The sequence below is a fragment of the Microbacterium radiodurans genome (assembly GCF_008710705.1).
Lineage (GTDB): Bacteria > Actinomycetota > Actinomycetes > Actinomycetales > Microbacteriaceae > Microbacterium > Microbacterium radiodurans.
In genome coordinates this window covers 1,027,581-1,052,773 of sequence record NZ_VYRZ01000001.1, presented here as the reverse complement: position 1 = coordinate 1,052,773, position 25,193 = coordinate 1,027,581, and the positions used below count along the sequence as shown (strand labels likewise).

Genomic DNA, 25,193 nt, shown 5'->3' with positions numbered 1-25,193 from the left:
TCCGCAAGCTTTTTGGCGTATTCGCCAACAAACTGGTCGCGGCCGGCTGCATGCCGCGCCGAGGCGGACGTCAGCGTCGCGGCTGGAGGATGCCCGCGCGGTCGGGGTGGGCCTCGAACCAGTCGGCGACGTACCAGCAGACGGGCACGACCGTCCGGTCGCCCGCCTCCTCGAGCGCGGCGACGGCGCGATCGACGACGACGGCCGCGTACCCGTGGCCGCGGAATGAGGGGATCGTGTACGCCCGGGTGAGGGCGACGCTCTTCCCGTCGTCGCGGTAGTCGAGCACGCTCACCAGGTCTCCCCCATCGTGCAGGGTGTACCGGGATGCGTCGGTCTCGTTCGTGAACGTCAGTTCGCTCATGGATCCACGCTACGCCCGCGCGCCGGAAGAGAGGCGATCCAGGCGTCCACATCGGCGCGGGTGCACAGGCGGACGATGTCCTCCCCCGCGGCGATGCGCGCCAGCATCCGCGCGCGTATCACCGGATGATTCGTCCAGGCCCAGCGGACGATGTTGCGTTCCGGGTCCCGGCGCAGGAGGTTGCCCAGGCGTTCGCGATTGCCGTGCCACAGCTCTTCGTGTCGAAGCCCCCGGCGCACGGTCCGAGCAACCACCTGACGGAGCACGCGCGTGCGCGGCAGGTCGAGCCAGACGACGGTGTCGGCGCCGTCGGGCATCCCGACGTCGAGCAGCTCGCCCAGCCGCGTCGTCCAGTTGCCGTCGACGACCCAGCCGTCCGGGTAGTCTGCGACGAACCGGCGCACGAGCCCGCGGGCTTCGTCGAGGTCGCGCATGCGCCAGCCCGCGTCCCAGAACACGGCATCGAGTTCGAGCCGCGCGAGGCCCGTGCGCTCGGCGACGCGCGCGGCGAGGACGCTCTTGCCGGAGCCCGAGACCCCGACGACGCGGATGCGGCGGCTCACGGTAAGCAATCTGTCACATTCCGTCATGCAGCCGACACGGAAGTCGGTCTATTTGACACATCAGGACACGGATCGTCATAATCAAGCCCATGACTGAACTCGCACGCACTCTGTCCGCCCAGGAGGCGAACGGAACTGCCGGCATCATGATGCCGCAGCGTGCTGTCATGTGTTGCCGAATGTGCCGCTGACAAGGTGAACCCCGCCTGATCGCCGCCGCTTCTGAATGTGGTCGCCGATCCCCGGGCGCCGGCGCAACTGGCCCACAACGCCTCGCCGCACGTCCGCTCACCGGCCCCTGTCACGGGCCGACACGCAACGCACAGCCGAACCCGCTTCCGGCCCTCCGCCCGGGTTCACGTTCCGAGGACGAACCTCTCATGTCGAACACCGCACTCCTGACCGCCCCCGCCCCCACCCGCCACCTGCGCGCCGTCGAGGACCACGCGATCGCGCCGACCGCTCCGGCTGCCGCTGCGTCGGCGACGACCGCGCCGCGCGGCTTCGCCCTCTACGTCGGCATCGACGAGGCGAAGGCAGCCGTGGACGGCGTCTCGCTCTCCACGCTCGTCGAGGCGCTTCGTCGCACGTTGGGCGAGCTCGCCCCCCACGCCGAGACGTACGCGACCGTCGCGCTGGCACCGACCGGCGCCGGTGGCCGCGACGTCGACGTCGTCCGCCTCGCTCTTCACGAGCCGAGCGCCGTCGCGCGCACCAAGCAGGACCAGCCTGCCGAGGACCACGTGCCGGGCGGCGTGACGGTCGACATCTCGCGCAAGCGCGTCTTCATCGACGGCGAGTCCGCCGCGTTCACGTTCAAGGAGTTCGAGCTGCTGCAGTACCTCGTTCTGCGCGAGGGCCGCACGATCGAGCGGGGCGAGCTCGTCGAGTCGCTCTGGAACAACGGCGGCGACGAGGAGGCTCCCGGCGAGCGCACCATCGACGTCCACGTGCGTCGGCTCCGCGCCAAGCTCGGTCGCTACGAGGACATCGTGCGCACCGTCCGCGGCGTCGGCTACCGCTTCGACCGCCATGCCGACGTCGTCATCCGCTACGGCCACGGCACGCCCTCGCCCGACCGCTTCTGAGCTGGCCCCGGCTGCCGCGATCGGCATGTCGGAGGTTCCGACGTAAGGTGTCGGCATGACTGCGGCGACGACGGGACGGATGCCGCGGCATCCCGCACCCGGCGCCCGCACCGCACGCGGCCGCGATCCGCGTCCGCCCGAGCGCGCACCGCTCGAGACCGAGTACCGTCCGAGCGGGCCCACCGACGTGCTCCGCGCCGTTCGGCACCAGCAGCACGGCGCTCACGACCCGACGATGACCGTGTCCGGCGACGTGCTCTGGCGGGTCACCCGGACGCCGCTCGGCGTCGCGACCCTCGCCCTCCGGATCGGGAGCACGCGTGTGCGTGCCGCCGCATGGGGTGCCGGCGCCGCGTGGGCGCTGGATCAGCTGCCGCGACTGTGCGGCGCCGACGACGACCCGGACGGGTTCGACGCGTCGCGGCATCCGCTCATCGCCGACGCGCACCACCGCCATCGCGCGCTTCGACTCGGTGCGACCGACCGCGTCTTCGATGATCTCGCGAGTGCGATCTTCGAGCAGAAGGTGACGGGGCTCCAGGCTTTCGGAGCGTGGCGGTCGATCGTGACGTGGCGCGGCGAGCGCGCGCCCGGTCCCACACCTCGGCCGATGTTCGCCCCGCCCGCCGACTGGCACATGATCCCGAGCTGGGTCTGGCATCGCGCCGGACTCGAGCCCCCGCAGTCGCGCACGGTGGTCGCCACAGCGCGCCGGCGCGCATCACTCGAACGCACGCTCACCGCCGACGCCGGCGGCGAGGAGCACGAGCGCGTGCTGACGTCCCTCCCCGGCATCGGCCCGTGGACCTCGGCCGAGACGCGCATCCGCGCCTTCGGCGATCCCGATGCCGTGAGTGTCGGGGACTACCACCTGTGCCACACCGTCGGCTACGCGCTGACCGGCCACCGCACGGACGACGACGGGATGCTCGAGCTCCTCGAGCCCTGGCGAGGTCACCGCCAGCGCGTCATCCGTCTCATCTACGCCGCCGGGGCGTTCGAGCCGCGCCGGGGTCCCCGCCTGCATCCCGAGGACCATCGCGACCGCTGACGGTCCGCGGCATCGGGCCGGCCGCTCCGCGTAGGCTGGCACGCATGGCGAGACGAGGATGGCAGCGCGGTCACACCTATTGGGCGCTCGGCGCCGTGCTGGTCTTCGCCGCCGGCATCCTTCTCGGCCTCGTCATGAACAACGTCTGGCTCGGACTCGTGCTCGCCGCGGCGGTGTCGGTCGGCTGGCTCATCGCGTACGAGTCGCGGCGCGGCCGCAACGAGGGCGTCTACGACCGCGACGACGACGGCGCGCAGCTCTAGCTCAGCGGAAGTAGACCGCGAGCGGGTAGGCACCGTCGCCCCGCACCTCGATCGGGGTCCGGAAGATCGACTCGAGCACCTCGGGCTGCATGATCTCCCTCGGACTCCCCGCGCACGCCACGGTGCCGTCCGTCAGCGCGACGATCCGATCGGCGTACGCGGCGGCGAAGTTGATGTCGTGGATCACGACGACGACGGTCTTGCCGAGCTCGTCGGCGGCGCGGCGCAGCTGCCGCATCATCCCGACGGCATGACGCATGTCGAGGTTGTTGAGGGGTTCGTCGAGCAGGATGCAGTCGGTGTCCTGCGCGAGCACCATCGCGACGTAGGCCCGCTGCCGCTGGCCGCCCGAGAGCTGGTCGAGGTAGCGGTGCGACAGCTCCTCCAGGTCGAGGAAGCGCAGCGCCTCGTCGATGTGGCGATGGTCCAGGGCGGTGAGGCGACCACCCGAATGCGGGAAGCGGCCGAACCCGACGAGATCGCGCACGATGAGTCGTGTGACGAAGTGGTTCTCCTGGCGCAGGATCGACACGACCCGGGCGAGCTCCCGGCCCGGGGTCCGCGCGACATCGAGACCTCCGACGGTCACGGTGCCGGTGGTCGGCTCCGTGAGGCGCCCGACGATCGTGAGCAGTGTGGACTTGCCGGCACCGTTTGGACCGACAAGCGCGGTCACCCCGCCCGCGGGGATGTGCAGATCGACCGGCCCGAGGACGCGGAGCCCGCCGTAGGTCTTCGTGACGTCGGTCAGGGTGATCACAGCCCGCCCTTTCGCAGCAGATAGATGATGAAGAACAGACCGCCGGCGAACTCGATGATCACGGTCAGCATGCCCGCCGCGGCGAACACGTGGCGCAGCACGAAGTACCCCACGAGCAGCGTCGCCATCCCGAGCAGCGCCGCGAACGGCAGCACGACCGCGTGACGCGATGACCCCGCCAGCTGATAGGCGAGCGTCGCGACGATGAAGCCGAAGAACGTCATCGGCCCGACGAGCGTCGTCGACACCGAGATGAGCACGGCGACGAGGACGAGGAGGACGATGACCTCGCGCTTGTAGGCGACACCGAGGTTCGTCGAGATCTCTCGCCCCAGGGCGAGGACGTCGAGGCGTCGTCGCCGTCGCCAGACGAGAGCGAGGACGATCGTGACGATGACGGCCGCCCACGGCAGGTACTCGGGGTTCGAGTTGCTGAGATTGCCGAACAGGCGCGCGGAGAGCAGATCGAAATCGCTCGGCGTCAGCAGGCGCTGCATGACCGTCGACAGCGAGCTGAACCCGACGCCCAGCACGATCCCGATGAGCAGCATGATGTGCAGATTCCCCCGCTTGCCGGCGAACAGCCAGCCGTAGAGGAGCGTCGCGAACCCCACCATCAGCGCGCTCTGCAGCGCGACCTTCAGGAGTCCGTCCGTCGCGGCGAGCGCCGCTCCGCCGAAGAAGAACACCAGCGCCGTCTGCATCACCACGTACAGCGCGTCGAAGCCCATGATCGACGGCGTCAGGATGCGGTTGCCCGTCACGGTGTGGAAGAGCACCGTCGCGACGGCCTGGCAGCATGCGACGATCGCGACGGTGGCCACCGCCGTCAGCCGCAGGTCGACCGCGATCCAGTAGCCGCGCTGCGCCGGGTCCAGCGGGATGCTCCATGTCAGCAGCAGCGCGGCTGCGGCGAGGACGACGACACCCAGCACGGCGAAGCGAAGCCGCACCCGGGCCGGTCGGCGCGCGACGTCGCGGGATCGGGCGGCCGCGACGGAGGGCGAGCGGGTGTCAGCCATGCGCGCGCTGCCGCAGGAGGAGGACGACGAAGACAGCGGCGCCGAGCACCCCGAGGATCATCGACACCGGGATCTCGAACGGCATCCGGACGACCCGTCCGACGATGTCGCAGACGACGATGATGGCGACGCCACCGAGGCACACCCACGGCAGGTTCGCGCGGAGGTTGTCGCCCCGCCACAGCGAGACGAGGTTGGGCACGACGAGGCCGAGGAAGGGCAGGAAGCCGACGACGACCGTGACGACACCGGTGGCGATCGCGACCAGGGCGGTGCCGAAGAGGAGCACGCGGTCGTAGTCCACACCCAGGGTGGTGGCGACGTCCTTGCCGAGCCCCGCCGCCGTGAGCCGGTCGGCGAGCACGGCCACGAGCACGACGACGATCGCCACGATCCACAGGACTTCGTACCGCCCGCGCACGACCGAGGTGAAACTGCCCATGAACCAGGTGCCGAGCATCTGCAGGGTGTTCGTGCTCACGGCGAGATAGGTCGTGAACGACGACACGACGGCGCCGAGCATGATCCCGATCAGCGGGACGATGAGCGACGATCTCAGCCGGATGCGACGGAGGATGCCGAGGAACACCATCGTCCCCACGAAGGCCGCGAGGCTCGCGAGGGTCATGCGCACGACGAGGGGCGATTCGGGGACGAGCAGGACGGCCGCCAGCAGCCCGAGAGCCGCCCACTCGGTCGTGCCGGTCGTGGTGGGCTCGACGAAGCGGTTCTGGGTCAGCAGCTGCATGACGAGCCCCGAGACGGCCATCGCGCAGCCGGCGAGGACGAGGGCGAGGGTACGCGGGACGCGGGTGATCCAGAGCATCTCGGCGCCGAGATCGTCGGAGCCGAGGTCGTAGACGCCGACGAACAGCGAGCACACGACGAGCGCGAGGACGAGGACGACGGCGCCGGGAAGCGCGAGCCTCTCGCGGAGACGGAGCGGAGCGACGACAGTGGTCATGACGCGACGCGGTGCCCCGGCCGCAGCCGGGGCACCGCGCAGTGGTCAGTTCGCCGAGGCGAAGGCCGCCGCGATGTCGGAGTAGAGCTTCGTGTAGGCCTGGATGCCCTCGTCGAGGTAGAAGCTCGGATCGAGGTAGACGATCTGACCCTTCGCGACGGCGGGCACGTTCCGCAGCGCCTCGGAGCCCTCGATGAGCTCGCGGGCCGCGACGTAGCCGTCTTCGCCGAACATCGCATCACGGTCGAGGACGATCAGCCACTCGGGGTTCGCCGCGGCGATCGCCTCGACGCTGATGTCGTCGCCGTGCGAGGCGTTCTCGGCGGCACGCTCGATGCCGGGGACGAGACCGAGGGTCGGGAAGACCGCGCCCACGCCGCGTCCGTCGCCCGGAGCCGCGTAGGAGATCTCGCCGCCCGAGGTGAGGAGGCCGACCACCGTGTCGGTGCCGTTGTAGGCGGAGGTCGCCTCGGCGACGGCGGCGTCGAGGTCGTCGGCGAGCTGCGCCGCCTCCTCCTCGCGGTCGAACACCTGCCCGAGGATCTCCACCTGTCGCTTGAGCTCGGCGATCTGCTCCTCGCCGTCGCGCGGGCTGGTCTCGATCGTGGCCGGCTGGATGTCGACGAGGTCGGTGTAGATGTCGCGGAATCGGTAGCCGCCCACGATGAGGTCGGGCTGAGCCGAGATGACGGCCTCGAGGTCGGGCTCGCGGTGCAGGCCGACATCCAGGACGTCGTCGCCGTCGGAGAGATTCGGCCACAGGTCGTACATGAGCGGCTTCGGCGCGGCGACCAGGTCGATGCCCCAGTCGCTCAGGGTCTGGAACGTCGTGTTGTCGAGGGCGACGACGCGCGCGGGGTCGACGGGCACCTCGATCTCACCGTGATTGTCGGTCACGGTGACGGTCGTCGGAGCGGCTGCGGCGGCGTCGCCGGTCGATGCGGGCGTCGAGGTCTGCGCGCATCCCGCGAGCCCGAGGGCGGCGACGAGCGCGAGCGAGAGGAGGGCGGGGCGGCGGGGGGAGCGGGTCACGGGACGTATCTCCTGGTGTGGTCTGGCGGACGCGGTGCCCAGTAAGGCTAGCCTCACCTCATCACCAGATCCAAACCGCTGGACACGCTGCGGTAGCATCGCCGCATGGAGGCCCCCTCGACCGCACCGTTGCCGGGGGCGTCGCTGCGCGAGGCGCTCGCACGGTTCGCGCGTCACGCCTTCCGCCTGCGCGGACGCGCCAGTCGGAGCGAGTACTGGTGGTGGATGCTGGTGAGCTCCAGCGCCGCCGTCGTGCTGCTGTTCGTCGTGCCGGCCCTGCTGGACGGCCGCCTGCCCGATGTGCAGGTGCTGCTGCATCCCTTCGGCTGGTGGACGTGGCAGCAGGGCTCCATCCTCGGCCCGATCGATCCGGCCGACCCGGCATCCGCGCTCGTGGGCGTGTATCTCTGGTGCTCGGCGGCCTGGTGGCTCGTGACCATCGTCCCCGGGTTCACCGTCGCGGTGCGACGCCTGCACGACTCGAACCTCTCGGGCTGGTGGACACTGCTGTTCCTCCTGCCCGCGGGCGGGTTCGTCCTGCTCCTGCTGGCCCTGCGGCGCTCGCGCCCCGAGGGAGCGCGCTTCGACGGCACGCCCCTGACCCCGCTCGAGCGGGTGCGGATGGGGATGCCGTGATCCCGTCTCCGCTCGCGGCGATCACCCTCGTCCTGACGGTCGTCGGCATGCTCGCGCCCGGCGACGCGAGTTCGCTCCTCATCGCCGCCGCAGCCGCGGTGCTGGTGGTCGCTGCCGCCGCGCTGGCTGTCACGACCGCGGCATCCGGCACGAGCGCCCGACGGGGCGTGCATCCGCGCCGATCGATCGACGTCTCGGCCCCGCTCGATCAGAGCGACCCCGACGCCCCGGGGCGCCGTCGTCCGCGAGCACCCGGCCTCGCGGCCGCAGCCGCCTAGCCGCGCCGCGCGTTCCGAACACGCCGTCGGCGTCCCTTCGCGGCTGACCGTTCCCGCTCAGCTTCGACGATCGGACGTCCCGTGGACCCTTTCACCCTGCCCTTCCTCTCTTCCGCCCTCGAGTTCGTCGTCGCGACGCTCGAAACGCTCGCCACCACCCTCGAACCCGTCGCCGGCGGCTTCTCTGCCGCGGCATCCATCGTCCTCGTCACCGTGATCGTGCGCGCAGCGCTCATCCCCGCGGGCATCGCGCAAGCCCGCGCGGACCGCGGCCGGGCGCGGCTCGCACCCCGCCTGACAGCGCTGCGCGATCGACACCGGAACGATCCCGAGCGGCTGCAGCGCGAGACCATGAAGCTGTATCGCGACGAGAAGGTCTCGCCGACGGCCGGATGCCTGCCGGTGCTCGTGCAGGCGCCGATCGTCGGGCTGCTGTACGCGGCATTCCTCCACGGCACCGTCGCGGGACGGGCGAACACGCTGCTGACCGAGACCGTCCTCGGCGTGCCGCTCGGGGCGAGCCTCGCCGGCTCCGTCGCAACCGGCGGCCCGTCGCTGCCGACCCTGCTCGTGTTCGGCACCGTGATCATCGTCATCGCCGGGGTCGGCGAGATCAGCCGTCGGGCGTTCCGCGTCGTCGGCGCGCCCGCGGCGCTCGCGGGCGCACTCGGCGCGGCGCAGTTCGCGACGGCCGTCGTCGCCGCGTTCGTGCCGCTCGCCGCCGGGCTCTACCTCACCGTCACGGTCGTCTGGACTCTGGTGCAGCGGCTCGTGCTCCGACGCGCCTTCCCCGCCTGACCGCCTCCGCCCTGCCCGCCGGCACGGCCCCCGAGGTCCCACTTCGGCCGGAAATGCGTCCGGCAGAACCGGCCGAAGTGGGACCTCGAGGCGACACACCAGCGGGCACGGCCGTCAGCGGGCGGGGGCCGTCAGCGGGCGGGGCTCGTCACCGCGCGCCAGCGCGTCGCGCGGATCGGCGACACGGCGAAGGTCAGGAACCACCCCGAGAAGTAGCCGAACATGGCCGCCAGCCCCACCGCGACGGCGGGCCGCGCGAAGAAGCCGAGTGCCAGCATCCCGATCACGACGGCGATCACGACGACGGTTCGCACCCATTGCGGCACCTCGGTGAGGAACCGTGTCGTCGCCCAGCCGGCGCCGACCGCGATGATCACCGTGGCGATCCCCCACCCGTGACCCGCGATCGCGAAGGCGACCGCGAAGAGCGTCGCGAACAGGAACTCGATGGCGGAGAGGAAGACGAAGCGCCCGCGCGAGGGCGCGGACATCGCCCGCTCCTGCAGTTTGACCCCGAGCCGGCCAGCCCATGCGTACGCACTCAGCACGATCGAATCCCCCTCGTCGCCCGTCCCACCCTAGGCGCGCGGCGGCAGCTTCTCGGCGAGGAACGCGAAGACCGTCTCGTACCAGACCCGCGCGTTCTGCGGCGAGAGGATCCAGTGGTTCTCGTCGGGGTAGTAGAGGAACCGGTGCGGACTCGTGCCGTCCTCTGCCGCGTGGTGCTCGTTGAGGTCTGCCCACAGGCGCAGGCCCTCGCCGATCGGCACGCGGTAGTCGCGATCGCCGTGGATGACGAGCATCGGCGTGCGGATGTCGCGGACGAACCGGTGCGGCGAGTTCTCGGCGGCGCCCTCGGGCGTGAAGATGCTCTGCCAGTACGGGGCGAAGTCGGTCGTCCCGGCGAACTGGTCGAACGCCCACAGGCTCGCGTGCGTCACGATCGCGTCGAAGCGGTCGGTGTGCCCGGCGACCCAGTTCGCCATGTAGCCACCGAACGAGCCGCCCATCGCGGCGGTGCGCGTCTGGTCGATGTCTCCACGGGCCACGACCTCGTCCGTGATCGCCATGAGGTCGGTGTAGGGCGCTGCGCCCCACGCGTTCCAGCCGCGTGCGATGAAATCGAGGCCGTAGCCCGTCGACAGCGCCGGATCCGGAAGCAGCACGGCGTAGCCCCGAGCCGCCGCGAGCTGCGGGCTCCATCGCCAGCTCCACGCGTTCCAGCTGTTCAGCGGCCCGCCGTGGATCCACAGCAGCAGCGGGGCGGGGGATGCGGCATCCGCCCCGGCGGGCAGCACCAGCCAGCCGCGCACGCGTGCGCCGTCGGCGGCGACGGTCTCGACCTCGACCATCGAGGCGGCCGTCTCGGGCACCGGCGCGGGTGTCGCCAGCGGGGCGACGGTGCCGTCCGCGGCGATCCGGACCGGATGCGGCGGCGTCATCCAGTTCGAGCGGAGCGCGACGAGGTCGTCCGACCCGGCGAGCGCGCCGACGTGCGTGTACGAGAAGTCGTCGCGGGTGACCTGCACGACCGCGGCATCCGTGTCGTCCCCGGCGAGCGCGATGCGGAAGACCGGTCCGCGACCGTCCTGGTCGGCCGTGACCACGAGCGCGGCGTCGTCGTCCGAGAAGCGGATGCCGCTCGGCCACCGGTCCCACGCGGGCACCAGCCGCCGGGCGTCGCCGCCGTCGATGTCGGCGATCCACAGCTCCTGCGCCGCCGGCCCCGCGGGCGTGGACTTCTCGGTGCGGACGAACGCGAGCCGCGCGCCGTCATGGCTGAGGACCGGGCTCTCGAGGTCGACGTCGACCTCGTCGCGGACGATCCGCTGCTCCCCCGTCTCGGTGTCGATGGCGACGAGGCGGAAGCGCTGGTCGCGCCCCTGCGGTTCGCGGAGCGCGGCGATGAGCGTCGTGCCATCGGGGGTCAGCGCCATGCCGGCGGCTCCGGCCGACCGGCCGCGGGCGAGGATGCGGGGACGCGGCAGCCCCGCCGGGTACGGGTCGTCAGCGGCATCCGATTCTCCCGATGCGGGATCGACGGCGGCGGCGATCGCATCCACGGCGGCGTCGGCCGTCGCGACGACGAGAGGAGCGTCGGCGAGCTCGGTGAGTTCGAGCGCGAGGAGCGCGGGCTCGTGGGGGCCGAGGTCGTGGTCCCAGTAGCGCACAGGGTAGGTGTCGTGCACGATCGCCGAAACCTTGAGCTTCGCGCGCTCGGAACGCAGGCGCGCGTCGGCCTCGATGGTGCTCGCCTCGGGCAGGAGGGACGACGCGATGACGATGCGTTCGGCCCGCTCGGCCGCGACGATCGCCGACACGCCGCCGGCGAGCCGGGTGACGGGGCGCGCCTCACCGCCGGCGGCGGGAAGCAGCCAGAGCTGTGCCGGACTGTCGTCGGCGGCGTCGTTGTCGGGGCGGGCGGAGACGAAGAGCAGGTCACCGGCCGCCGTGAAGACGGCTCCGGACTCCCCCGTCGTCGAGCGGGTCAGGCGCGTCGGGCTCCCCGTACCGTCGGAGAGTACGGCCCACAGCGACCTCTCGTAGGAGGTGCGGTCCTTGGTCAGGGTCGCGACCGTGAGCACCACGCGGGAGCCGTCGGGCGAGACGATCGCGGCGTCGATGCGCGGCAGGGCGAAGAAGTCGTCGAGGGAGTCGTAGGCGGTCGGCATCCCTCAACGCTATCCGCCGCCGCTCACATCTCTTCGTGCGTGTCGGGGTCGCCGTCCCACAGGCGCCCGCGCTCGAGCGCGCTGATGGCGGCGATCTCCTCGCCCGTGAGCAGGAAGTCGAACACGTCGGCGTTCTCGCGCTGCCGTGCGGCGTCGCCCGATTTCGGGATCGGCGTCGACGACAGCTGCGTGTGCCAGCGCAGCACGACCTGCGAGCCGGTGACGCCGTGCGCAGCGGCGATCTCGCCGATGACCGACTCGTCGAGCAGCTCGCTGCGCTTGGCGAGCGGGCTCCAGCTCTCGGTGCGGATGCCGTTGGCGGCGTGGAAGGCGCGCAGCTCGGTCTGCGGGAAGTAGGGGTGCATCTCGACCTGGTTCACCGCGGGCGCGACGCCCGTCTCGTCGATGAGACGGGCGAGCATGGGCTCGGTGAAGTTCGACACGCCCACCGAGGCGACCTGCCCCTCGTCGCGGAGCGCCAGCATCGCGCGGTAGGTGTCGAGGTACTTCCCATGGCGCGGGTTCGGCCAATGGATCAGATAGAGGTCGATCGTCTCGACGCCCAGCCGCCGGAGCGAGCCCTCGGCGCTGCGGATCGTCTCGTCGAAGCCGTGGTCGCGCCCGGGGATCTTCGTGGTGATGAGCAGCTGATCGCGGATGCCGCTGCGGCGCACCGCCTCGCCGACCTCGCTCTCGTTCTCGTAGTTGACCGCGGTGTCGAGAAGCCGGTAGCCGCCCTCGATCGCCGCCGCGATCGCGTCGACACCGGCGTCTCCCCGCAGGCCGTAGGTGCCGAGCCCGAGCTCGGGGAAGTCGGTGCCGTCGTTGAGCGTGACAGTGGGAATCGTGACCATGCGCTCACGCTACGCCCGCTCGGACTATCGCAGCGCCGGGGTTGCGTGGGACCGATCAGCGCGCCAGAAGCTCTTCGAGCACCGTGATGACGCCCGCCTCGGTGTGCGAGGGCGCACGGAACCGGGCGATATCGGCGACCTCCGGGTGCGCGTCGGCCATCGCGTACGACCAGTGCGCCTGCTGCAGCATCTCGAGGTCGTTGAGGTAGTCGCCGAACGCGACGGTGTGCTCGGGGCCGATGCCGAGCGCCTCCTGCAGGCGCGCGAGCGCGCGGCCCTTGTTCACGCCCGGATTCATGATGTCGACCCAGTGCCGCCCCGAGACGACGACCTGATGGGTCTCGCGGAGATCCAGCAGAGCCGGCGCGACCGACTCCTCGGCGGCGGCGAAGTCGAAGACGGCGAGTTTCAGCACCTGATCGTCGACGCGGGTGAGGTCGTCGACGATCTCGAGCTCCGCGTAGTACGTGTCGGCCTCGTCGGCGAACGCGTGGTCGGCGCGCTCGATGTATGCGGATCGCTTGCCGCACACGACGAGTCCGATGTCGAGGTGCTGCAGGCGGCGGACGCGTTCGATGACGGATGCCGCGAATGCGGGATCCATGGCGTCGGAACTCACCTCGACACCGTCCCGCACCACGTACGCGCCGTTTTCGGCGATGTAGTCGACATCCACGGGGGCCTCGGCGAACTGCCGCTGCAGGGTCGCGAGCTGGCGACCGCTCGCCGGAGCGAAGGCGATCCCGCGGTCGCGCAGGCGGGGCAGGAGCTGCCAGAGCGCGTCGGGGATGCGCCCGTCGGCGTCGAGGAGGGTGCCGTCCATGTCGACGGCGATGAGGCGGATGTCGGGGGTCGTCACCGTTCCATCCTCGCCGACCCGCCGGCGTGGCGGAGGAGATCGGCCTCCGAGAGGGCGGGATGCCGCGACACCACCTCCGACACGCAGATCCCCTCCACAGCATCCCGGCCCCGCACCCCCGCACCCCGCCACCTGCGCCACCTGCGCCATCCCGCACCATCCCGCGGGGGTTATCCCGAACGGGAGTCTCCGGCCCCCTCCCCTGTGCCGGCCCCGGCACAGTCCTACCGTGGAGTCATGACCACAGCCGCCGCCCCTCCCGCCCCGCCCTCTCGCGCCCTGCGGGTGCTGCGCCCCCTCGCCGCACTGGCCCAGCTCGCCGCAATCGGGGTGGCGGGGACCGCCGTCTTCACCACGCTCGTGACGCTCCTGACGACGGGGGTCGGCCTGGCCCCGGTGATCGGGCTCGGTCTGCCTCTCCTCCTCGCGTTCGTCTACGGCCTCTGGCTCACCGGGTGGCTCGAGTACGCGCGGGTCGAGGGGCTCTACGACCTGGGACTCCCCTCGCTGGCTCCGCGCTCGAGCGGGCGTGCCGGGTTCGGCGGCTGGCTCCGCACCGTCTGGCTGCAGTTCATCGACGGTCGGATGTGGCGCGGGGTCGCCCACGCCGCGATCTCCACGGTCCTCGGCCTCGTCGCCCTCTCGCTCGTCGGCGTGCTCGCCTCGGGTGTCGCGCTGCTGTTCGCACCGCTCTACGCCACGGGAGAGGTCGCCGTCGCGCAGAGCTGGTTCCGCGTCCCCGTCGATGCCGCCGTGCTCGTCGGCGTCTTCGCAGTGCTCGTCCCCGCGGCCCTCCTCGTCGGCATCGCTCTGCTGCACGGCATCCTCGTGCGGGCGATCCTCGTCCCGTCCCGCGAAGCGCAGCTCGAGGAGGCCGCCCGCACGGCGGGCGTCCAGCGCGAGGGCGCCGTTCGGGCGAGCGAGCTCGAGCGCACCCGCATCGAACGCGACCTCCACGACGGCGTCCAGCCGCGGCTCGTGTCGGTCGGCATGACCTTGGGGCTGGCGCAGCAGAAGATCGACGACGACCCGGATGCCGCGAAGGCCCTCCTCGCCGAGGCGCACACCTCGACCAAGGCCGCCATCACCGAGCTGCGGCAGCTGGCCCGCGGCATCCACGCCTCCGTGCTCGACGACCGCGGGCTCGATGCCGCCCTGTCGGCTCTCGCCGCGCGCTCCCACGTGCCCGTGAGTCTCGACGTCCGCGTCGACGCGAGGTGCAGCCGCACGGCCGAGGCCGCCGTCTACTTCGCGATCGCCGAGTCGCTGACGAACGCCGCCAAGCACTCCCGCGCCGCCGAGTGCCGCGTCGTCGTCCGCCACCGCGACGACCACACGCTCTGGGCCCGCGTCGAGGACAACGGCGTCGGCGGGGCGCGCGTCATCGCCGGCGGCGGGCTCGACGGCATCCGCAATCGCATCACCGCCGCGGGCGGCACGACCCGCCTCGACAGCCCGGCCGGCGGCCCGACCGCCCTGGAGGTGAGCGTCCCATGCGCATCCTGATCTGCGAGGACTCAACGCTGCTGCGCGAAGGGCTCGTGCGACTGCTGGCCGACGCCGGTCACGAGATCGTCGCAGCCCTCGCCGACGCCGACGGCATCGGCCGGGCGGTGACCGACACCGCGCCCGACCTCTGCATCCTCGACGTCCGCCTGCCGCCGACCTTCACCGACGAGGGCATCCGCGCCGCCCTCGCACTCCGCACCGACAACCCCGCGCTGCCGATCCTCGTGCTCAGCCAGTACGTCGAGGAGCGCTACGCCAGCGATCTCATCACCTCGCACGGCGCGGCCCTCGGGTACCTGCTGAAGGATCGGGTCGCCGACGTGGGCGAGTTCGTCGACACGGTCGCCCGCATCGGGGCCGGCGCGACGGTTCTGGATCCGGAGGTCGTCGCCCAGCTGCTGACGCGCCGCTCGCGTGACGAGCGGCTCTCGCGGCTCGGCGAGCGCGAGCGGACCGTGCTCGCGCTGATCGCCGAGGGCCGGAGCAACCAGGCGATCGCCGCCGCGATGTTCCTCAGCGAGGCGAGCGTCGAGAAGTACATCACCTCGCTCTTCCAGAAACTCGACCTCGAGCAGGACGAGCACGGCAACCGCCGCGTGCTCGCCGCGCTCGTCCACCTCGAACACGGCGGCTCGCAGCCGCAGAACGGAGCAGTCCGATGAGCACCGCAGCGACCCCTGATACGACCCCTCGTACGACCCCGGCCCCTCACCCGGCCCCGCCCACCCGGCGGCCGCCCGGCGCTCGCGCCATCGCGATCCTCACCGCCGCCGCGGGTGCCGCGATCATCGCCGTCACCCTCGGCACGAGCGCCGCGGCGACCGCCGTGAGCGGTTCGGTCGAGACCGCCGTGCTGACCGCGCAGACCCGCGGGGTCTCGGCGCTCGAGGTCGACAGCTCGGCCGCCGACGTCGAGGTCTCCTTCGCCGCCGTCGACGAGGCGACGCTGACCATCACCGGGGCCGGTGGCTCCGACGGCTGGGGGATGACGCGCGACGGAGACCGTCTCGTCGTCGACTCCGACCGGGACTGGTGGAGCGGCTGGAAGCTCTGGGGCGACACGTCGCGAGCGACCCTCGTGCTGCCCGATCGCCTCACCGGTCTCGACGCCGACCTGCGGGTCGGCGCGGGTGCGATGCGGATCGCCGGCGACTTCGGCGCCCTGGATCTGACGGTGGACGCCGGGTCTCTCGACGCCGCCGGGACCGCGACGGCGCTCGACACGACGGTTTCGGCCGGGCGCGCCGATGTCCAGCTCGACGGGGTGCAGCGCGCGATCGTCGAGGTCAGCGCCGGACGCGTCACGGGCTCGCTCACCGGGTCGGCCCCGAGCACCGTCTCGGTGTCCGCCGAAGCCGGCGGCATCGATCTCGCGCTGCCGACGGGCCCCTACGCCGTCGTGGCGACGACGGAAGCCGGCAGCTTCGACAATCGCCTGACGGAGGATGCGGCATCCGCTGCCCGTGTCGAGGTCCGCGTCTCGGCCGGCTCGGTGGTGCTGCGCGAGTCGCGCTGACGCCGGGCGGGCGATCCTGGAAGGCTCCTATGCACCGCTGATGAACCGCCGATTCCGATTGCGCCCCGTTATCTGTCCGTTATAACTTCTTCTCAACGCAGTTCCCCCCAACTGCGTGGTGTGATTCTCTGGTGCAAGGGATGACAGGGCCGGTCGGCGTTTCTGAGTCGACCGGCCCTTTCCCGTCCCCCCGTACGCTGGGGGCGTGTCCGAGTTCCGCGGCCATGTGCCCGGCACACGCGCCTATCGCCGCCTGATCGCCGGGCTCTTCTTCGCGGGCGTGGCGACCTTCGCACAGCTCTACTCGCCGCAGGCCGTCCTCCCCTTCGTCGCCGAAGAGTTCGGCGCGGCGCCGGCGACCGCGGCCCTCGCCGTATCGGCCTCGACGCTCGGCCTCGCCGCGGCCGTCATCCCCTGGTCGGTGGTGGCCGATCGCCTCGGCCGGGTGCCGGCGATGGCCGTCGGCATCATCGCCGCCACCGCGTTCGGGTTGCTCGCCCCGTTCGCCCCGACCCTGCCGCTTCTCCTCGGCGCCCGTCTCCTCGAGGGCATCGCGCTGGGCGCCGTCCCCGCGATCGCCCTCGCCTACCTCGCAGAAGAGGTGGACGCCGCAGCCACCGCCGCGGCCGCCGGCAGCTACATCGCCGGCACGACGATCGGCGGACTGCTGGGCCGGATCGTCGCGGGACCGTTCGGCGACGTCGGCGCCTGGCGAGGCGGGGTCTTCGCCGTCGCGGTCGTGTGCGCGGCATCCGCGGCACTGTTCCTCGTGCTGACACCCGCCGCGCGGGGCTTCACGCCCCATCGCCTCCGCAACCCGCAGGCGCCGGGCTCGTCACCGAGCCTGCTCGCCCGCCTGGGCGCCAACCTCCGCGACGGGCGCCAGCTCGCGCTCTACGCGCAGGGATTCCTCCTCATGGGCGGCTTCGTCGCCGTCTACAACTTCCTCGGCTTCTCCCTCTCCGCCCCGCCCTACCTGCTGCCGCTCTGGCTCGTGAGCCTGCTCTTCCTCGCCTACCTGGCCGGCACGATCACGTCGCCCGGGGCGGGGGCGCTGGCCGGTCGCTTCGGACGCCGCCCGGTGCTGCTCGGCGCTCTCGGTGTGATGGCCGGCGGCACGGCCCTGACCCTCGTCCCGACCGTCGCGACGATCGTCATCGGCCTGCTCGTGCTGACGGCGGGCTTCTTCGCCGCGCACGCGATCGCGTCGGGCTGGGCGCCGGTCATCGCCGGAACCGCGGGCCGGGCGCAGGGGGCGTCGCTGTACTACCTCGGCTACTACGGCGGATCGAGCCTGTTCGGCTGGTCGCTGGGATACGCGTTCGACGGTCTCGGCTGGACCGGAGTCGCGGGGAGCGTGCTCGTCCTCATCGCGCTCGCGACGATCGCCGCGCTCGTCGGACTGCCGGCACGATCGACGGCGTAGCCAGCGGCCGGAGGCGACCCGCCTCGGGTCACACCGGCGGAATGCGTCCGGGGAGGGGGCTGTCGACGGCCGCGTCGGTCGTCGAGCGGACCGCGGCCTCGGGTGCCGGTTCCGCGGCATCCGGCGCCGCGTCCTCACCCGCCGCCTGCGGTTCGGGCGGCGGCGCGTCGGCGTAGGCCTGCGAGAGGCGCCGGTACTGCGGCGAGGCGAACGCGACCGCGACGAGCACGAGGAGCAGCGAGCTCGCGACGACGAACGCGAGGGCGATGCCGCGCGCCTCGCCCGGTCCGAGCAGCCAGCCGAGGCTGCGCTGCCCCGCATCGGTCTGCATGAACGGGATGAGCCAGAACTGCGCGACCGGCCCGATGAGATAGGCCGACACGGGTGCGGCCGCCGATTCCACCGATGCGGCGAAGCCGAACACGCGCCCCTGGGTCTCGAACGGGACGACCCGCTGGATGACGGTCTGCTCGGCGGCCTCGGCGATAGGCATGATCATCATGAAGACGAAGATCCCGAGGGCGTACAGCCACCACCACTCGCGCAGCGCGAAGACGATGCCGAGGATCGCGATTCCGACGTTGACCATCAGCAGGGTGCGCACGGGGTTGCGACCGAGTCCGCGAGCGGCGACGATCGCACCGCCGGCGATGAATCCCGTGCCGGTGACCGCGAGCACGACGCCCCAGATCTCCACGCTGAACAACGTCAATCCGTAGGGGTCCATGAGCGCCATGAAGACGCCGCCCACCAGGTTGTTGATCGTCGTGAAGACGATCAGCGCGAGCAGCCCGGGCACCCGGCGGATCGTCGTGAGGACACCGCGGAACGTGAACGACGGCATCGCCGCGTCGCCGGCCCGGACCAGCCGGGGCTCGGGGATCGACACGAACACGAGGTGCGCGAGCGCGATCGCCGTCGCGACGACCGCGATGATGACCGTCCATCCCATGCCGAGAAGCCCGACCGACAGCCCGGAGAAGACGCTCGTCACCATGAAGGCGACACCCTGCACGGTGCCGACCAGTCCGTTCGCCCGGTCGCGGCGGTCGCCCGGCACGAGGAGGGTGACCGTCGTCGACAGCGCGATGTTCCGGAGGTTCTCGACGACCCCGCCGACGAGGATGAGGCCCGCGAACGCCCAGAACCAGGGCCGCCCCCAGTCGATGAGGGTCGACTCCGGGAAGGCGAGGTAGACGGCACCGGCGCCGAGGTAGGTGCTCAGGGTGATGATGCTCGAGAGCATCATCACCGCCTTCTTCTTCATGTGGTCGACGAGCGCCCCGAAGAGGATGCCGAAGACCGCCACCAGCAGCATGTACGAGCCGCCGATGATCGACGTCGCGAGGACGTTCTTCGTCTCGAGGTAGGCCCAGAACGTCAGCGCGAACCAGAGGAAGCTCGAGGTCACGTTGGCCACGAGGGTGTTGCCGAGCACCTGGAGGAACGCGCGCATCCGAGTGCGCTGCTCGGCGGTGAGCGGGACGGTCATGCAGCGAAGCGTAGACCTCGCCGCCGACACGCAGAAGACCGGGCTGCGCGGCGACGGTCAGCCGCGGATCGACGGGTCGGGGACCGACCACTTCTGGGCCGTCTGCATCATCCAGAACACGACGAACAGCACCAGCGCGGCGACCTCGCCCGCGAGGATCACCGGCAGACCGGCCATCACGCCCAGGACGAACGTCGCCGCGAGATCCACCAGCAGCGCCGCTGCCACGACGAGGTACCCGACGCGCATCCGGCGGCACGGCGGGTGCTCGGGCGAGGGACGCAGCGCCTCGGCGAGCGCGGTGACGGCGATGAGGGCGAAGAACGCGACGGCGGCGACGACGTGCGCCGAGCCGACGATCGCGGCGGGCGCGAGGGTCCAGAGCAGGGCGAGGGCGACGAGCACGACGACCGCGGTCGCGAGCGTCGGGGCCGCCGTCCGGAGCGGCACGTCGCCGCGGATGCCGAGGACGATCCCGATCACGACGACCAGCGCCGTCATGACGAGATAGGTGAGCAGGGCGTTGTCGAGGTCGTCGGCGAACGGTGCGGGAACGCACGCGCCCGCGCACGCGGGGTCGAGGCCCGGCACCTCCCCCGCCGAGATCGGGGTCGGGATGATGGCGACGAGCGGCGCGAGGAGTGCGGCGACATCCAGCAGCACGCGCTGCGGACCGCGGCCCGAGAGGGCCAGCAGGCAGGCCGCCGCCGCGACGAGGGCGGCGGAGAAGACGGTGCGGGCCGGCGTGTAGAAGTAGTGGCTCACGCTCGGGAGCACACCGGCATCCGGCACCGCGAGGGCGACGGCTATCAGAAGCGCGATCGGTGCTCCGGCGAGCGCGAGCCGCAGATAGCGGTAGGTGCGCTGCGAGGTCGATACGGCAGCCACGACGACAGGCTAACCGCGCGGATCGCGGGTGCGCCGCATCCGTTCCCGTGTCACCGTGCGCAGAACGCGGGATCGACGGAGAACGGATGCGGCGACGCGGCGCTGCGGCCGCTGCGCGTCAGGAGATCGCGGCGATCTCGTTCGGCACGTGCGGGAGCTTCACCGTCTGAGCGATCTCACCTGTCGTGAGGTCGACGGCGACGATCTCGCTGTCGGCGGGGTTCGTCACGTAGGCGATGTCGCCGGCGACCTTGACGGCCGGGTGCGCCGCCTGCCATTCGGCCGGCCCCTCCCACGCGTCGATGACGGGGAGCGACTTCGTGATCGATCCGTCGGCCGGGTCGATCCAGTGCAGCGAGCCGTCGGTTCCGATGAGCACCGCCTCGCCGGCGGGCCCGCGCGCGACGCCCCGGAAGGTGTACTCGACGCCCGCCGGGAGCGCGACCTTTTCGAGCGTCTTGCTCGCGGTGTCCACCAGCGCGATGTTGCGCAGCAGGTAGCCCTCCGCATCGGGGTCGTCCTTGTAGTCCATGACCACGAGCGGGCTCTCCTCGGAGACGTAGGCGTTGCCGATGCGGCCGTACGCGTCGGGTGACGTCACCTTGGTGATCTCGCCGCCGTCGTAGATCAGCGCGCCGTTCTCGCAGCCGAACACGACGCGCTCGCCCTCGGCCGTCCCTTCGCCGTGCACGCCGGGGCAGTCGGCGTTCGTCGCGATCTCGGTGCGATCGGCGTCGAGCACGCGGATGCCGGTGCGTCCGGCCTCCCCGCCGACGGTCGTCAGCAGCGTGCCGTCCTCGAGCTCGACCGAGACGCCGTGGTGCGCCTCGACGCCCGGGATGACCTCGGACTCGGGGAGGGAACCGTCGAGCGACGCCAGCTCGGCCGTGTCGAAGATCGTCGTGTCGCTCGTCGCGTCGTCGTAGAGCACGGTGGTGTCGCCGTGGACGACGACGTGCCCGGCCGTCGCGGCGGGGACGACCAGATCGGTGAGTTCCGGCTGCCGGACATCGAGCAGCTGGAAGCCGGCGGACGTCGTCACCATGATGTGGCGGCCGTCGCCGGCGGAATTCAGCCGGATGAAGTCCTCGGAGTCGAAGTCGCCGAGGACCTCGAGCTCGTCGCCGCCGAGCACGAGGACCCCGCCCTCGTAGCCGATCGCGACGCGGGCGCCGTCGACCGAAGCGGTCTCGGCCGCGGCGTCGCCGGAGGGGCTGGTGCTCGCTCCCCCCGGAGCGGCGGTCGACGAGCAGCCCGCGAGCGCCAGGGCGGCGACGCCGACCAGGGCGCTGATGCGCACAGTTCTGTTCATGTGGTGTGTTTCCTTTCCAGGGAAATGCCTCATCGGGTGAGGCCGTCGGTGATGCGCCGGAGGTTCTCGCGCATCATGTCGAGGTAGGTGTCGCCCGGCTGTCCCGTCGGGGCGAGCGATTCGGTGAGGAGCGGCACGACCGTAACGTCGCGTCCGGCCTCGTCGGCGAGAACGCGCATGAGCCGGTCGGGCTGGGAGGAGTCGGCGAAGATCGTCCGCACGCCGGCGTCGTCGATCGCGTCGACGAGCTCCTGCAGGTCGGAGGCGCTGGGAGCGGCGAGGGTCGTCCCCCCGGGCACGGCGGCACCGAGGATGCGGATGTCGTAGCGACGGGCGAGATAGCCGAAGACGTGGTGATTCGTCACGAGAGCGCGGTGCTCGGCCGGGATGGCGCCGAGACCGGCCGCCAGGTCGGCGTCGAGCGTCTCGAGCTCGGCGCGGTAGGCGGCCGCGGCATCCGTCACGATCGAACCGTCGTCCGCCAGCCCGGCGAGCACGGGCACGAGCGCGTCGACGACACGGACGGTCTGCGTCGGGTCGGTCCAGAAGTGCGGGTCGACCGCGTCGGAGTCGAGGTAGCCGAGGGTCTCGACGTGGTCGCCGGCGACGAACTGCGGCGCGCCGTCCTCGGCGGAGGCGTCGACGTGGTGCTGCACTCCCTCCTCGAGGCCGAGTCCGTTCGAGACGACCAGATCCGCGCTGCGCAGAACGGCGGCATCCTGAGCCGAAAGCTCGAACGAATGCGGATCCGCGTCGGGCGGCATGAACGTGATGACCTCGAGCTCGTCGCCGGCGAGGGTTTCGACGATGTCGCCCAGGATGTTGGTCGTGACGACCACCGTCGGACGATCGCCCGCCGCTGCGGCGCAGCCGACGAGCGAGAGGACGCCGGCGGCGGCGAGCGCGAAGCCGAGGACGGCGCGCCTCATCGGCCCGTCTCCGTGACGAGCACCGGCGCGTGGTCGGTGCTGAACGTGCGCGCGACACGGGCGCCGTCGGCGGGGTCGAGCTCGAAGAGCGCCCGCTCGGACGGCCCGCCCAGGTAGGTGCGGCGCTGGTCGACGACGAGGTCGACGCCGCTCGCGAGTGCGGGGTCGGCGAGGGATGCCGCGACCAGCGGCGCGGTGCGGGCGAGCTGCGCGCCCGTCGCCCCCGACAGGACGATCACCGATCCGTCGGCCGCGAGCGCCACGACGGTCTCATCGGCGTCGTCGACGGCGCTCACCCGGACGATCGGCTCGCCCGCGTCATGAGAAGTCCACACGCGCTCGCGGGTGTCGAGCAGCCAGAACGCCGACGAATCGGTGCGTCCGGCCACGGTGGGACGGCCCTCCCGGGCTGCGAACGAGAGCGCGCGGCCGGGACCGCCCGGCGGGTACGGGATCCGCTCGAAGGCCGTGTGCGCGGCATCCGTCGCGGCGGCGTTCGTGACAGCCGCGTTCGCGACGGCGAGGACGGCGCCGTCGGCGCACCCGACCACGACCCCGACGTTCGTGGCGATCGAACCGGCCGGGTCGTCGCACGGGATGGTCTCGAGGGCGTCGCCCGTCGCGTCGACGTGACGGAGCTCGTCGGCCGAGGGGTCGGCGATGAGCGCTCCGCCGGGCAGCGGGACGACGAATGCGCCCGGCGCGTCGAGGGCGAGTCGGAAGCTCTCGACGATCTCGCCCTCCTTCAGCGCTTCGAAGTCCAGCAGCACGGCCTCGCCGCCGAGCCCGCCGCCCTCGAAGAAGACCCCCGCGCCGAGGTCGCTCGTGACGGTGCGCGGAACGCCGGTGCCCTCGAGCTCGCCGAGGAGCCGGGCCGGCGCCTCGTAGTAGTGGAAGTGGTCGATGTGGTTCCAGGTCCAGACGCCGCTGTCGACGATCGAGACCTCGCCGTCGCGCCCCGCGAAGAGGAACCGCCCCTCGCTGTCGAGGGTGTCGGCCGGGGCGATCCGGCCGAGGACCTCGGACTGCTCGTCGATCAGGTCGAGGTGATGGATGTCGCCGTCGGCGGCGATGCTCGTCAGGTGCAGCGCGGGCTCCGCGAGCTCGCGCGCGCCGGCGATCGCGCCGTGCCCGTCGCCGAGCGCTTCGCCCTCGGACGTCGAGGCCGGGTCGGCAGTCGCGGCGGGTCCACCGGGGGCGGCCTGGCAGCCGGCGAGCAGGGCGGCGCCGGCCGTCAGCGCGAGGAGGAAGAGCGGGGCACGAGAAGTCATGCGGTCCTTTCCGGGAAGGTCGGGAGGGTCGGGAGGGCGTCGGCGTGCGGTCTGCGGAGCGCACCGAGGAGGGCGTGGATGCCGGTCGAGACGGCGCCCGAGCAGATCGCGGTGAACGCGACGGTGGCACCGGCCGCGGTCGCGAGGTGCCACGACAGCAGCAGGCCGGCGGCGACCGAGACGATGCCGATCGCGGCGGCCAGGACCATCGTCGGAACGATCCGCCGCGTCCAGCGCCCGGCGGCGACGGCGGGTCCGAGCAGCATCCCGACGACCAGGAGCGATCCGACCGCCTGATACGCCGAGACGACCGCGAGGGTGACGAGCCCGACCAGGACGACGTGGGCGGCGCGGGGACGCAGCCCCAGGAGCTGCGCCTGCCGCGGGTCGACGGTGAGCGCGACGAAGGCCCGGTGCCCCAGGGCGGCCACGACGAGGGTGACCGCGAGCGCGACGCCGAGGGCGAGCAGATCGCCCGCGCCGATGGCGAGGATGTCGCCGAAGAGGATGGCGGAGGCGTCTGTGGCGAAGCTCCGCGACGCGGAGATCACGATGATGCCGAGCGAGAGGCTCGCGACGAAGAGCAGTCCGATGCTCGTGTCGGCCGAGAGGCGGCCGCGCCGCTGCAGCACGCCGACCCCGATCGACATGGCCGCGGCGCTGACGGCCGCACCCGCCATCGGCGGGAATCCGACCAGTGTCGCGACGGCGACGCCGGGCAGCATGCCGTGCGCCATCGCCTCGCCGAGGAACGCCATGCCGCGGAGGACGACCCAGGTTCCGACCACGCCGCAGACGACCGCCACGAGGGCGCCGCCGAGCAGGGCGCGCTGCACGAAGGCGACGGCGAACGGATCGAGAAGGAGGGACACGATCGACGACTGTACATGAAATTGAGAACGGTTTTCATTTGCAACAATGGAGCCATGCCCCGTTCGCCCGCAGCCCCCGGACGCCCCGACACCGTGCTCGCTCTGAGTGCCGTCCGGGTGTCATACGACGGCCACGAAGCGCTCCGCGGCGTCGACCTCGACGTCGTGCGCGGCGAGCTGCTCGGCATCGTCGGAGCGAACGGATCGGGCAAGTCGACTCTCCTGTCGGTCGCCGCCGGCCTGCTCGCGCCGACGTCGGGAACGGCGGTCCGCGCCGCCGGCGCGCGTGTCGGCCTCGTGCCGCAGTCCACCGCCGACGACGCCCGGCTGCCCCTGACCGTGGGCGACCTCGTGACGATGGGCCGGTGGCGCGAGCGCGGCCCGTTCCTGCCGCTGCGACGGACCGACCGCGTCCGCGTCGCCGAGGCGATCGAGACCGTCGGACTCGGGGGCCTCGCCCGCCGCCCGCTCGCCGCCCTGTCGGGCGGTCAGCGACAGCGCGCGCATCTCGCGCAGGCACTGGCCCAGGACGCGGACCTGCTGCTGCTCGACGAGCCCATGAGCGGGCTCGACGCGGTATCCCGCGACGCCGTCGCGTCCGCCCTCGCCGCCGTCGCCGCGACGGGGGTCGCCGTCGTCGCGGTGACGCACGACCTCGGCGAACTGGGAGCCGTCGATGCCGTCTGCCGACTCGCCGACGGCCGTGTGGTGGAGCGTTCGGGGCGCCGTGTGTCGAGCCGCGTGGACGAGGATGCGGCGGCGCGGCTACCGTGA

At 72.0% G+C, this 25,193-nt stretch carries 27 protein-coding genes; 11 read left to right on the top strand and 16 right to left on the bottom strand.

Annotation, left to right across the window (positions count from 1 at the left end; translation table 11 throughout):
- Positions 1-70: 70 nt before the first annotated feature.
- Both F6B42_RS04875 and F6B42_RS04870 read right to left on the bottom strand, forming a co-directional pair.
- Entirely contained in the window at positions 71-364 is a 294-nt protein-coding gene (locus F6B42_RS04875; protein WP_150418424.1) for a GNAT family N-acetyltransferase, read from the bottom strand.
- Positions 361-927: an AAA family ATPase gene (locus F6B42_RS04870; protein ID WP_223878346.1), complete on the bottom strand. Its 567-nt coding sequence runs from the start codon at positions 925-927 to the stop codon at positions 361-363. The genes F6B42_RS04875 and F6B42_RS04870 overlap by 4 nt, the downstream gene beginning before the upstream one ends.
- Positions 928-1,307: 380 nt before the next feature.
- Here F6B42_RS04870 and F6B42_RS04865 point away from each other — a divergent pair, with 380 nt between their 5' ends.
- From F6B42_RS04865 to F6B42_RS04855, 3 genes are all read left to right on the top strand, one after another.
- Positions 1,308-2,015, top strand: a complete 708-nt coding sequence (locus F6B42_RS04865) for a winged helix-turn-helix domain-containing protein (RefSeq protein ID WP_150418422.1) — start codon at positions 1,308-1,310, stop codon at positions 2,013-2,015.
- A 79-nt stretch (positions 2,016-2,094) separates the two neighbouring features.
- Positions 2,095-3,066: a DNA-3-methyladenine glycosylase family protein gene (locus F6B42_RS04860; RefSeq protein WP_150418681.1), complete on the top strand. Its 972-nt coding sequence runs from the start codon at positions 2,095-2,097 to the stop codon at positions 3,064-3,066.
- Positions 3,067-3,110: 44 nt separating this feature from the next.
- Complete coding sequence (locus F6B42_RS04855; RefSeq protein WP_150418421.1) at positions 3,111-3,329, top strand: hypothetical protein; 219 nt, start codon at positions 3,111-3,113, stop codon at positions 3,327-3,329.
- A gap of 1 nt (position 3,330) precedes the next feature.
- Here F6B42_RS04855 and F6B42_RS04850 read toward each other — a convergent pair whose 3' ends face one another.
- From F6B42_RS04850 to F6B42_RS04835, 4 genes are read right to left on the bottom strand one after another with little or no spacing between them, the layout of a single operon-like run.
- Complete coding sequence (locus F6B42_RS04850) at positions 3,331-4,089, bottom strand: iron ABC transporter ATP-binding protein (RefSeq protein ID WP_150418420.1); 759 nt, start codon at positions 4,087-4,089, stop codon at positions 3,331-3,333.
- Positions 4,086-5,111 carry an iron chelate uptake ABC transporter family permease subunit gene (locus F6B42_RS04845; RefSeq protein WP_150418419.1) on the bottom strand — a complete coding sequence of 342 codons (1,026 nt, stop codon included), beginning with the start codon at positions 5,109-5,111 and terminating at the stop codon, positions 4,086-4,088. The genes F6B42_RS04850 and F6B42_RS04845 overlap by 4 nt, the downstream gene beginning before the upstream one ends.
- The gene (locus F6B42_RS04840; RefSeq protein ID WP_150418418.1) at positions 5,104-6,075 is read right to left on the bottom strand and encodes an ABC transporter permease; all 972 of its coding nucleotides are present in this window, start codon (positions 6,073-6,075) and stop codon (positions 5,104-5,106) included. The genes F6B42_RS04845 and F6B42_RS04840 overlap by 8 nt, the downstream gene beginning before the upstream one ends.
- A 45-nt stretch (positions 6,076-6,120) precedes the next feature.
- Entirely contained in the window at positions 6,121-7,107 is a 987-nt protein-coding gene (locus F6B42_RS04835; RefSeq protein ID WP_223878344.1) for a siderophore ABC transporter substrate-binding protein, read from the bottom strand.
- A 105-nt stretch (positions 7,108-7,212) separates the two neighbouring features.
- Between F6B42_RS04835 and F6B42_RS04830 the strand changes: the two genes are divergently transcribed.
- The 3 genes from F6B42_RS04830 (at position 7,213) to F6B42_RS04820 (ending at position 8,819) form a co-directional block, all read left to right on the top strand.
- Positions 7,213-7,743: a DUF805 domain-containing protein gene (locus tag F6B42_RS04830; RefSeq protein ID WP_150418416.1), complete on the top strand. Its 531-nt coding sequence runs from the start codon at positions 7,213-7,215 to the stop codon at positions 7,741-7,743.
- Complete coding sequence (locus F6B42_RS04825; protein WP_150418415.1) at positions 7,740-8,021, top strand: DUF6412 domain-containing protein; 282 nt, start codon at positions 7,740-7,742, stop codon at positions 8,019-8,021. The genes F6B42_RS04830 and F6B42_RS04825 overlap by 4 nt, the downstream gene beginning before the upstream one ends.
- Before the next feature lie 81 nt (positions 8,022-8,102).
- Positions 8,103-8,819, top strand: a complete 717-nt coding sequence (locus tag F6B42_RS04820; RefSeq protein ID WP_150418414.1) for a YidC/Oxa1 family membrane protein insertase — start codon at positions 8,103-8,105, stop codon at positions 8,817-8,819.
- Positions 8,820-8,950: 131 nt separating this feature from the next.
- Here the strand turns inward: F6B42_RS04820 and F6B42_RS04815 are convergent, their stop codons facing one another.
- From F6B42_RS04815 to F6B42_RS04800, 4 genes are all read right to left on the bottom strand, one after another.
- Positions 8,951-9,310, bottom strand: coding sequence for a hypothetical protein (locus tag F6B42_RS04815; RefSeq protein WP_150418413.1), 360 nt, complete (start codon positions 9,308-9,310; stop codon positions 8,951-8,953).
- 87 nt (positions 9,311-9,397) lie between these two features.
- The gene (locus F6B42_RS04810) at positions 9,398-11,491 is read right to left on the bottom strand and encodes a S9 family peptidase (RefSeq protein WP_150418412.1); all 2,094 of its coding nucleotides are present in this window, start codon (positions 11,489-11,491) and stop codon (positions 9,398-9,400) included.
- A gap of 23 nt (positions 11,492-11,514) precedes the next feature.
- On the bottom strand, positions 11,515-12,345 hold the full coding sequence (locus F6B42_RS04805; RefSeq protein ID WP_150418411.1) for an aldo/keto reductase: 831 nt from the start codon (positions 12,343-12,345) through the stop codon (positions 11,515-11,517).
- A 55-nt stretch (positions 12,346-12,400) separates the two neighbouring features.
- Complete coding sequence (locus F6B42_RS04800) at positions 12,401-13,204, bottom strand: Cof-type HAD-IIB family hydrolase (protein ID WP_150418410.1); 804 nt, start codon at positions 13,202-13,204, stop codon at positions 12,401-12,403.
- A 237-nt stretch (positions 13,205-13,441) separates the two neighbouring features.
- Here F6B42_RS04800 and F6B42_RS04795 point away from each other — a divergent pair, with 237 nt between their 5' ends.
- The 4 genes from F6B42_RS04795 (at position 13,442) to F6B42_RS04780 (ending at position 17,655) form a co-directional block, all read left to right on the top strand.
- Positions 13,442-14,710 (top strand): sensor histidine kinase, encoded by a 1,269-nt coding sequence (locus F6B42_RS04795; RefSeq protein WP_150418409.1) that lies wholly within the window; start codon positions 13,442-13,444, stop codon positions 14,708-14,710.
- Complete coding sequence (locus tag F6B42_RS04790) at positions 14,698-15,375, top strand: response regulator (RefSeq protein WP_150418408.1); 678 nt, start codon at positions 14,698-14,700, stop codon at positions 15,373-15,375. Before F6B42_RS04795 ends, F6B42_RS04790 begins: the two co-directional genes overlap by 13 nt.
- Complete coding sequence (locus tag F6B42_RS04785) at positions 15,372-16,229, top strand: hypothetical protein (protein ID WP_150418407.1); 858 nt, start codon at positions 15,372-15,374, stop codon at positions 16,227-16,229. The genes F6B42_RS04790 and F6B42_RS04785 overlap by 4 nt, the downstream gene beginning before the upstream one ends.
- 205 nt (positions 16,230-16,434) lie before the next feature.
- Positions 16,435-17,655, top strand: coding sequence for an MFS transporter (locus F6B42_RS04780; RefSeq protein WP_223878343.1), 1,221 nt, complete (start codon positions 16,435-16,437; stop codon positions 17,653-17,655).
- A gap of 28 nt (positions 17,656-17,683) precedes the next feature.
- Here F6B42_RS04780 and F6B42_RS04775 read toward each other — a convergent pair whose 3' ends face one another.
- The 6 genes from F6B42_RS04775 to aztB form a co-directional block, all read right to left on the bottom strand.
- Positions 17,684-19,147, bottom strand: a complete 1,464-nt coding sequence (locus F6B42_RS04775; protein ID WP_317983607.1) for an MFS transporter — start codon at positions 19,145-19,147, stop codon at positions 17,684-17,686.
- A 57-nt stretch (positions 19,148-19,204) separates the two neighbouring features.
- On the bottom strand, positions 19,205-20,035 hold the full coding sequence (locus F6B42_RS04770; protein WP_150418406.1) for a hypothetical protein: 831 nt from the start codon (positions 20,033-20,035) through the stop codon (positions 19,205-19,207).
- Positions 20,036-20,153: 118 nt separating this feature from the next.
- A complete protein-coding gene (gene aztD / locus F6B42_RS04765) occupies positions 20,154-21,347 on the bottom strand; it encodes a zinc metallochaperone AztD (protein ID WP_150418405.1) in 1,194 nt (397 codons plus the stop codon).
- A gap of 29 nt (positions 21,348-21,376) precedes the next feature.
- A complete protein-coding gene (locus tag F6B42_RS04760) occupies positions 21,377-22,276 on the bottom strand; it encodes a metal ABC transporter substrate-binding protein (RefSeq protein WP_150418404.1) in 900 nt (299 codons plus the stop codon).
- Complete coding sequence (locus F6B42_RS04755) at positions 22,273-23,547, bottom strand: PQQ-binding-like beta-propeller repeat protein (protein WP_150418403.1); 1,275 nt, start codon at positions 23,545-23,547, stop codon at positions 22,273-22,275. The genes F6B42_RS04760 and F6B42_RS04755 overlap by 4 nt, the downstream gene beginning before the upstream one ends.
- Complete coding sequence (aztB, locus tag F6B42_RS04750; protein ID WP_150418402.1) at positions 23,544-24,419, bottom strand: zinc ABC transporter permease AztB; 876 nt, start codon at positions 24,417-24,419, stop codon at positions 23,544-23,546. Before aztB ends, F6B42_RS04755 begins: the two co-directional genes overlap by 4 nt.
- A 54-nt stretch (positions 24,420-24,473) precedes the next feature.
- Between aztB and aztA the strand changes: the two genes are divergently transcribed.
- Positions 24,474-25,193, top strand: coding sequence for a zinc ABC transporter ATP-binding protein AztA (aztA, locus tag F6B42_RS04745; RefSeq protein WP_150418401.1), 720 nt, complete (start codon positions 24,474-24,476; stop codon positions 25,191-25,193).

Bases quoted from the DNA above. Each gene is read 5' to 3' on its own strand.
- F6B42_RS04775 (WP_317983607.1), bottom strand. From the start codon at position 19,147: ATGACCGTCCCGCTCACCGCCGAGCAGCGCACTCGGATGCGCGCGTTC.
- F6B42_RS04810 (WP_150418412.1), bottom strand. From the start codon at position 11,491: ATGCCGACCGCCTACGACTCCCTCGACGACTTCTTCGCCCTGCCGCGC.
- F6B42_RS04830 (WP_150418416.1), top strand. From the start codon at position 7,213: ATGGAGGCCCCCTCGACCGCACCGTTGCCGGGGGCGTCGCTGCGCGAG.
- F6B42_RS04845 (WP_150418419.1), bottom strand. From the start codon at position 5,111: ATGGCTGACACCCGCTCGCCCTCCGTCGCGGCCGCCCGATCCCGCGAC.
- F6B42_RS04875 (WP_150418424.1), bottom strand. From the start codon at position 364: ATGAGCGAACTGACGTTCACGAACGAGACCGACGCATCCCGGTACACC.
- F6B42_RS04805 (WP_150418411.1), bottom strand. From the start codon at position 12,345: ATGGTCACGATTCCCACTGTCACGCTCAACGACGGCACCGACTTCCCC.
- F6B42_RS04815 (WP_150418413.1), bottom strand. From the start codon at position 9,310: ATGTCCGCGCCCTCGCGCGGGCGCTTCGTCTTCCTCTCCGCCATCGAG.
- F6B42_RS04795 (WP_150418409.1), top strand. From the start codon at position 13,442: ATGACCACAGCCGCCGCCCCTCCCGCCCCGCCCTCTCGCGCCCTGCGG.
- aztD (WP_150418405.1), bottom strand. From the start codon at position 21,347: ATGAACAGAACTGTGCGCATCAGCGCCCTGGTCGGCGTCGCCGCCCTG.
- F6B42_RS04860 (WP_150418681.1), top strand. From the start codon at position 2,095: ATGCCGCGGCATCCCGCACCCGGCGCCCGCACCGCACGCGGCCGCGAT.
- F6B42_RS04785 (WP_150418407.1), top strand. From the start codon at position 15,372: ATGAGCACCGCAGCGACCCCTGATACGACCCCTCGTACGACCCCGGCC.
- F6B42_RS04840 (WP_150418418.1), bottom strand. From the start codon at position 6,075: ATGACCACTGTCGTCGCTCCGCTCCGTCTCCGCGAGAGGCTCGCGCTT.
- aztA (WP_150418401.1), top strand. From the start codon at position 24,474: ATGCCCCGTTCGCCCGCAGCCCCCGGACGCCCCGACACCGTGCTCGCT.
- F6B42_RS04865 (WP_150418422.1), top strand. From the start codon at position 1,308: ATGTCGAACACCGCACTCCTGACCGCCCCCGCCCCCACCCGCCACCTG.
- F6B42_RS04760 (WP_150418404.1), bottom strand. From the start codon at position 22,276: ATGAGGCGCGCCGTCCTCGGCTTCGCGCTCGCCGCCGCCGGCGTCCTC.
- F6B42_RS04755 (WP_150418403.1), bottom strand. From the start codon at position 23,547: ATGACTTCTCGTGCCCCGCTCTTCCTCCTCGCGCTGACGGCCGGCGCC.
- F6B42_RS04790 (WP_150418408.1), top strand. From the start codon at position 14,698: ATGCGCATCCTGATCTGCGAGGACTCAACGCTGCTGCGCGAAGGGCTC.
- F6B42_RS04855 (WP_150418421.1), top strand. From the start codon at position 3,111: ATGGCGAGACGAGGATGGCAGCGCGGTCACACCTATTGGGCGCTCGGC.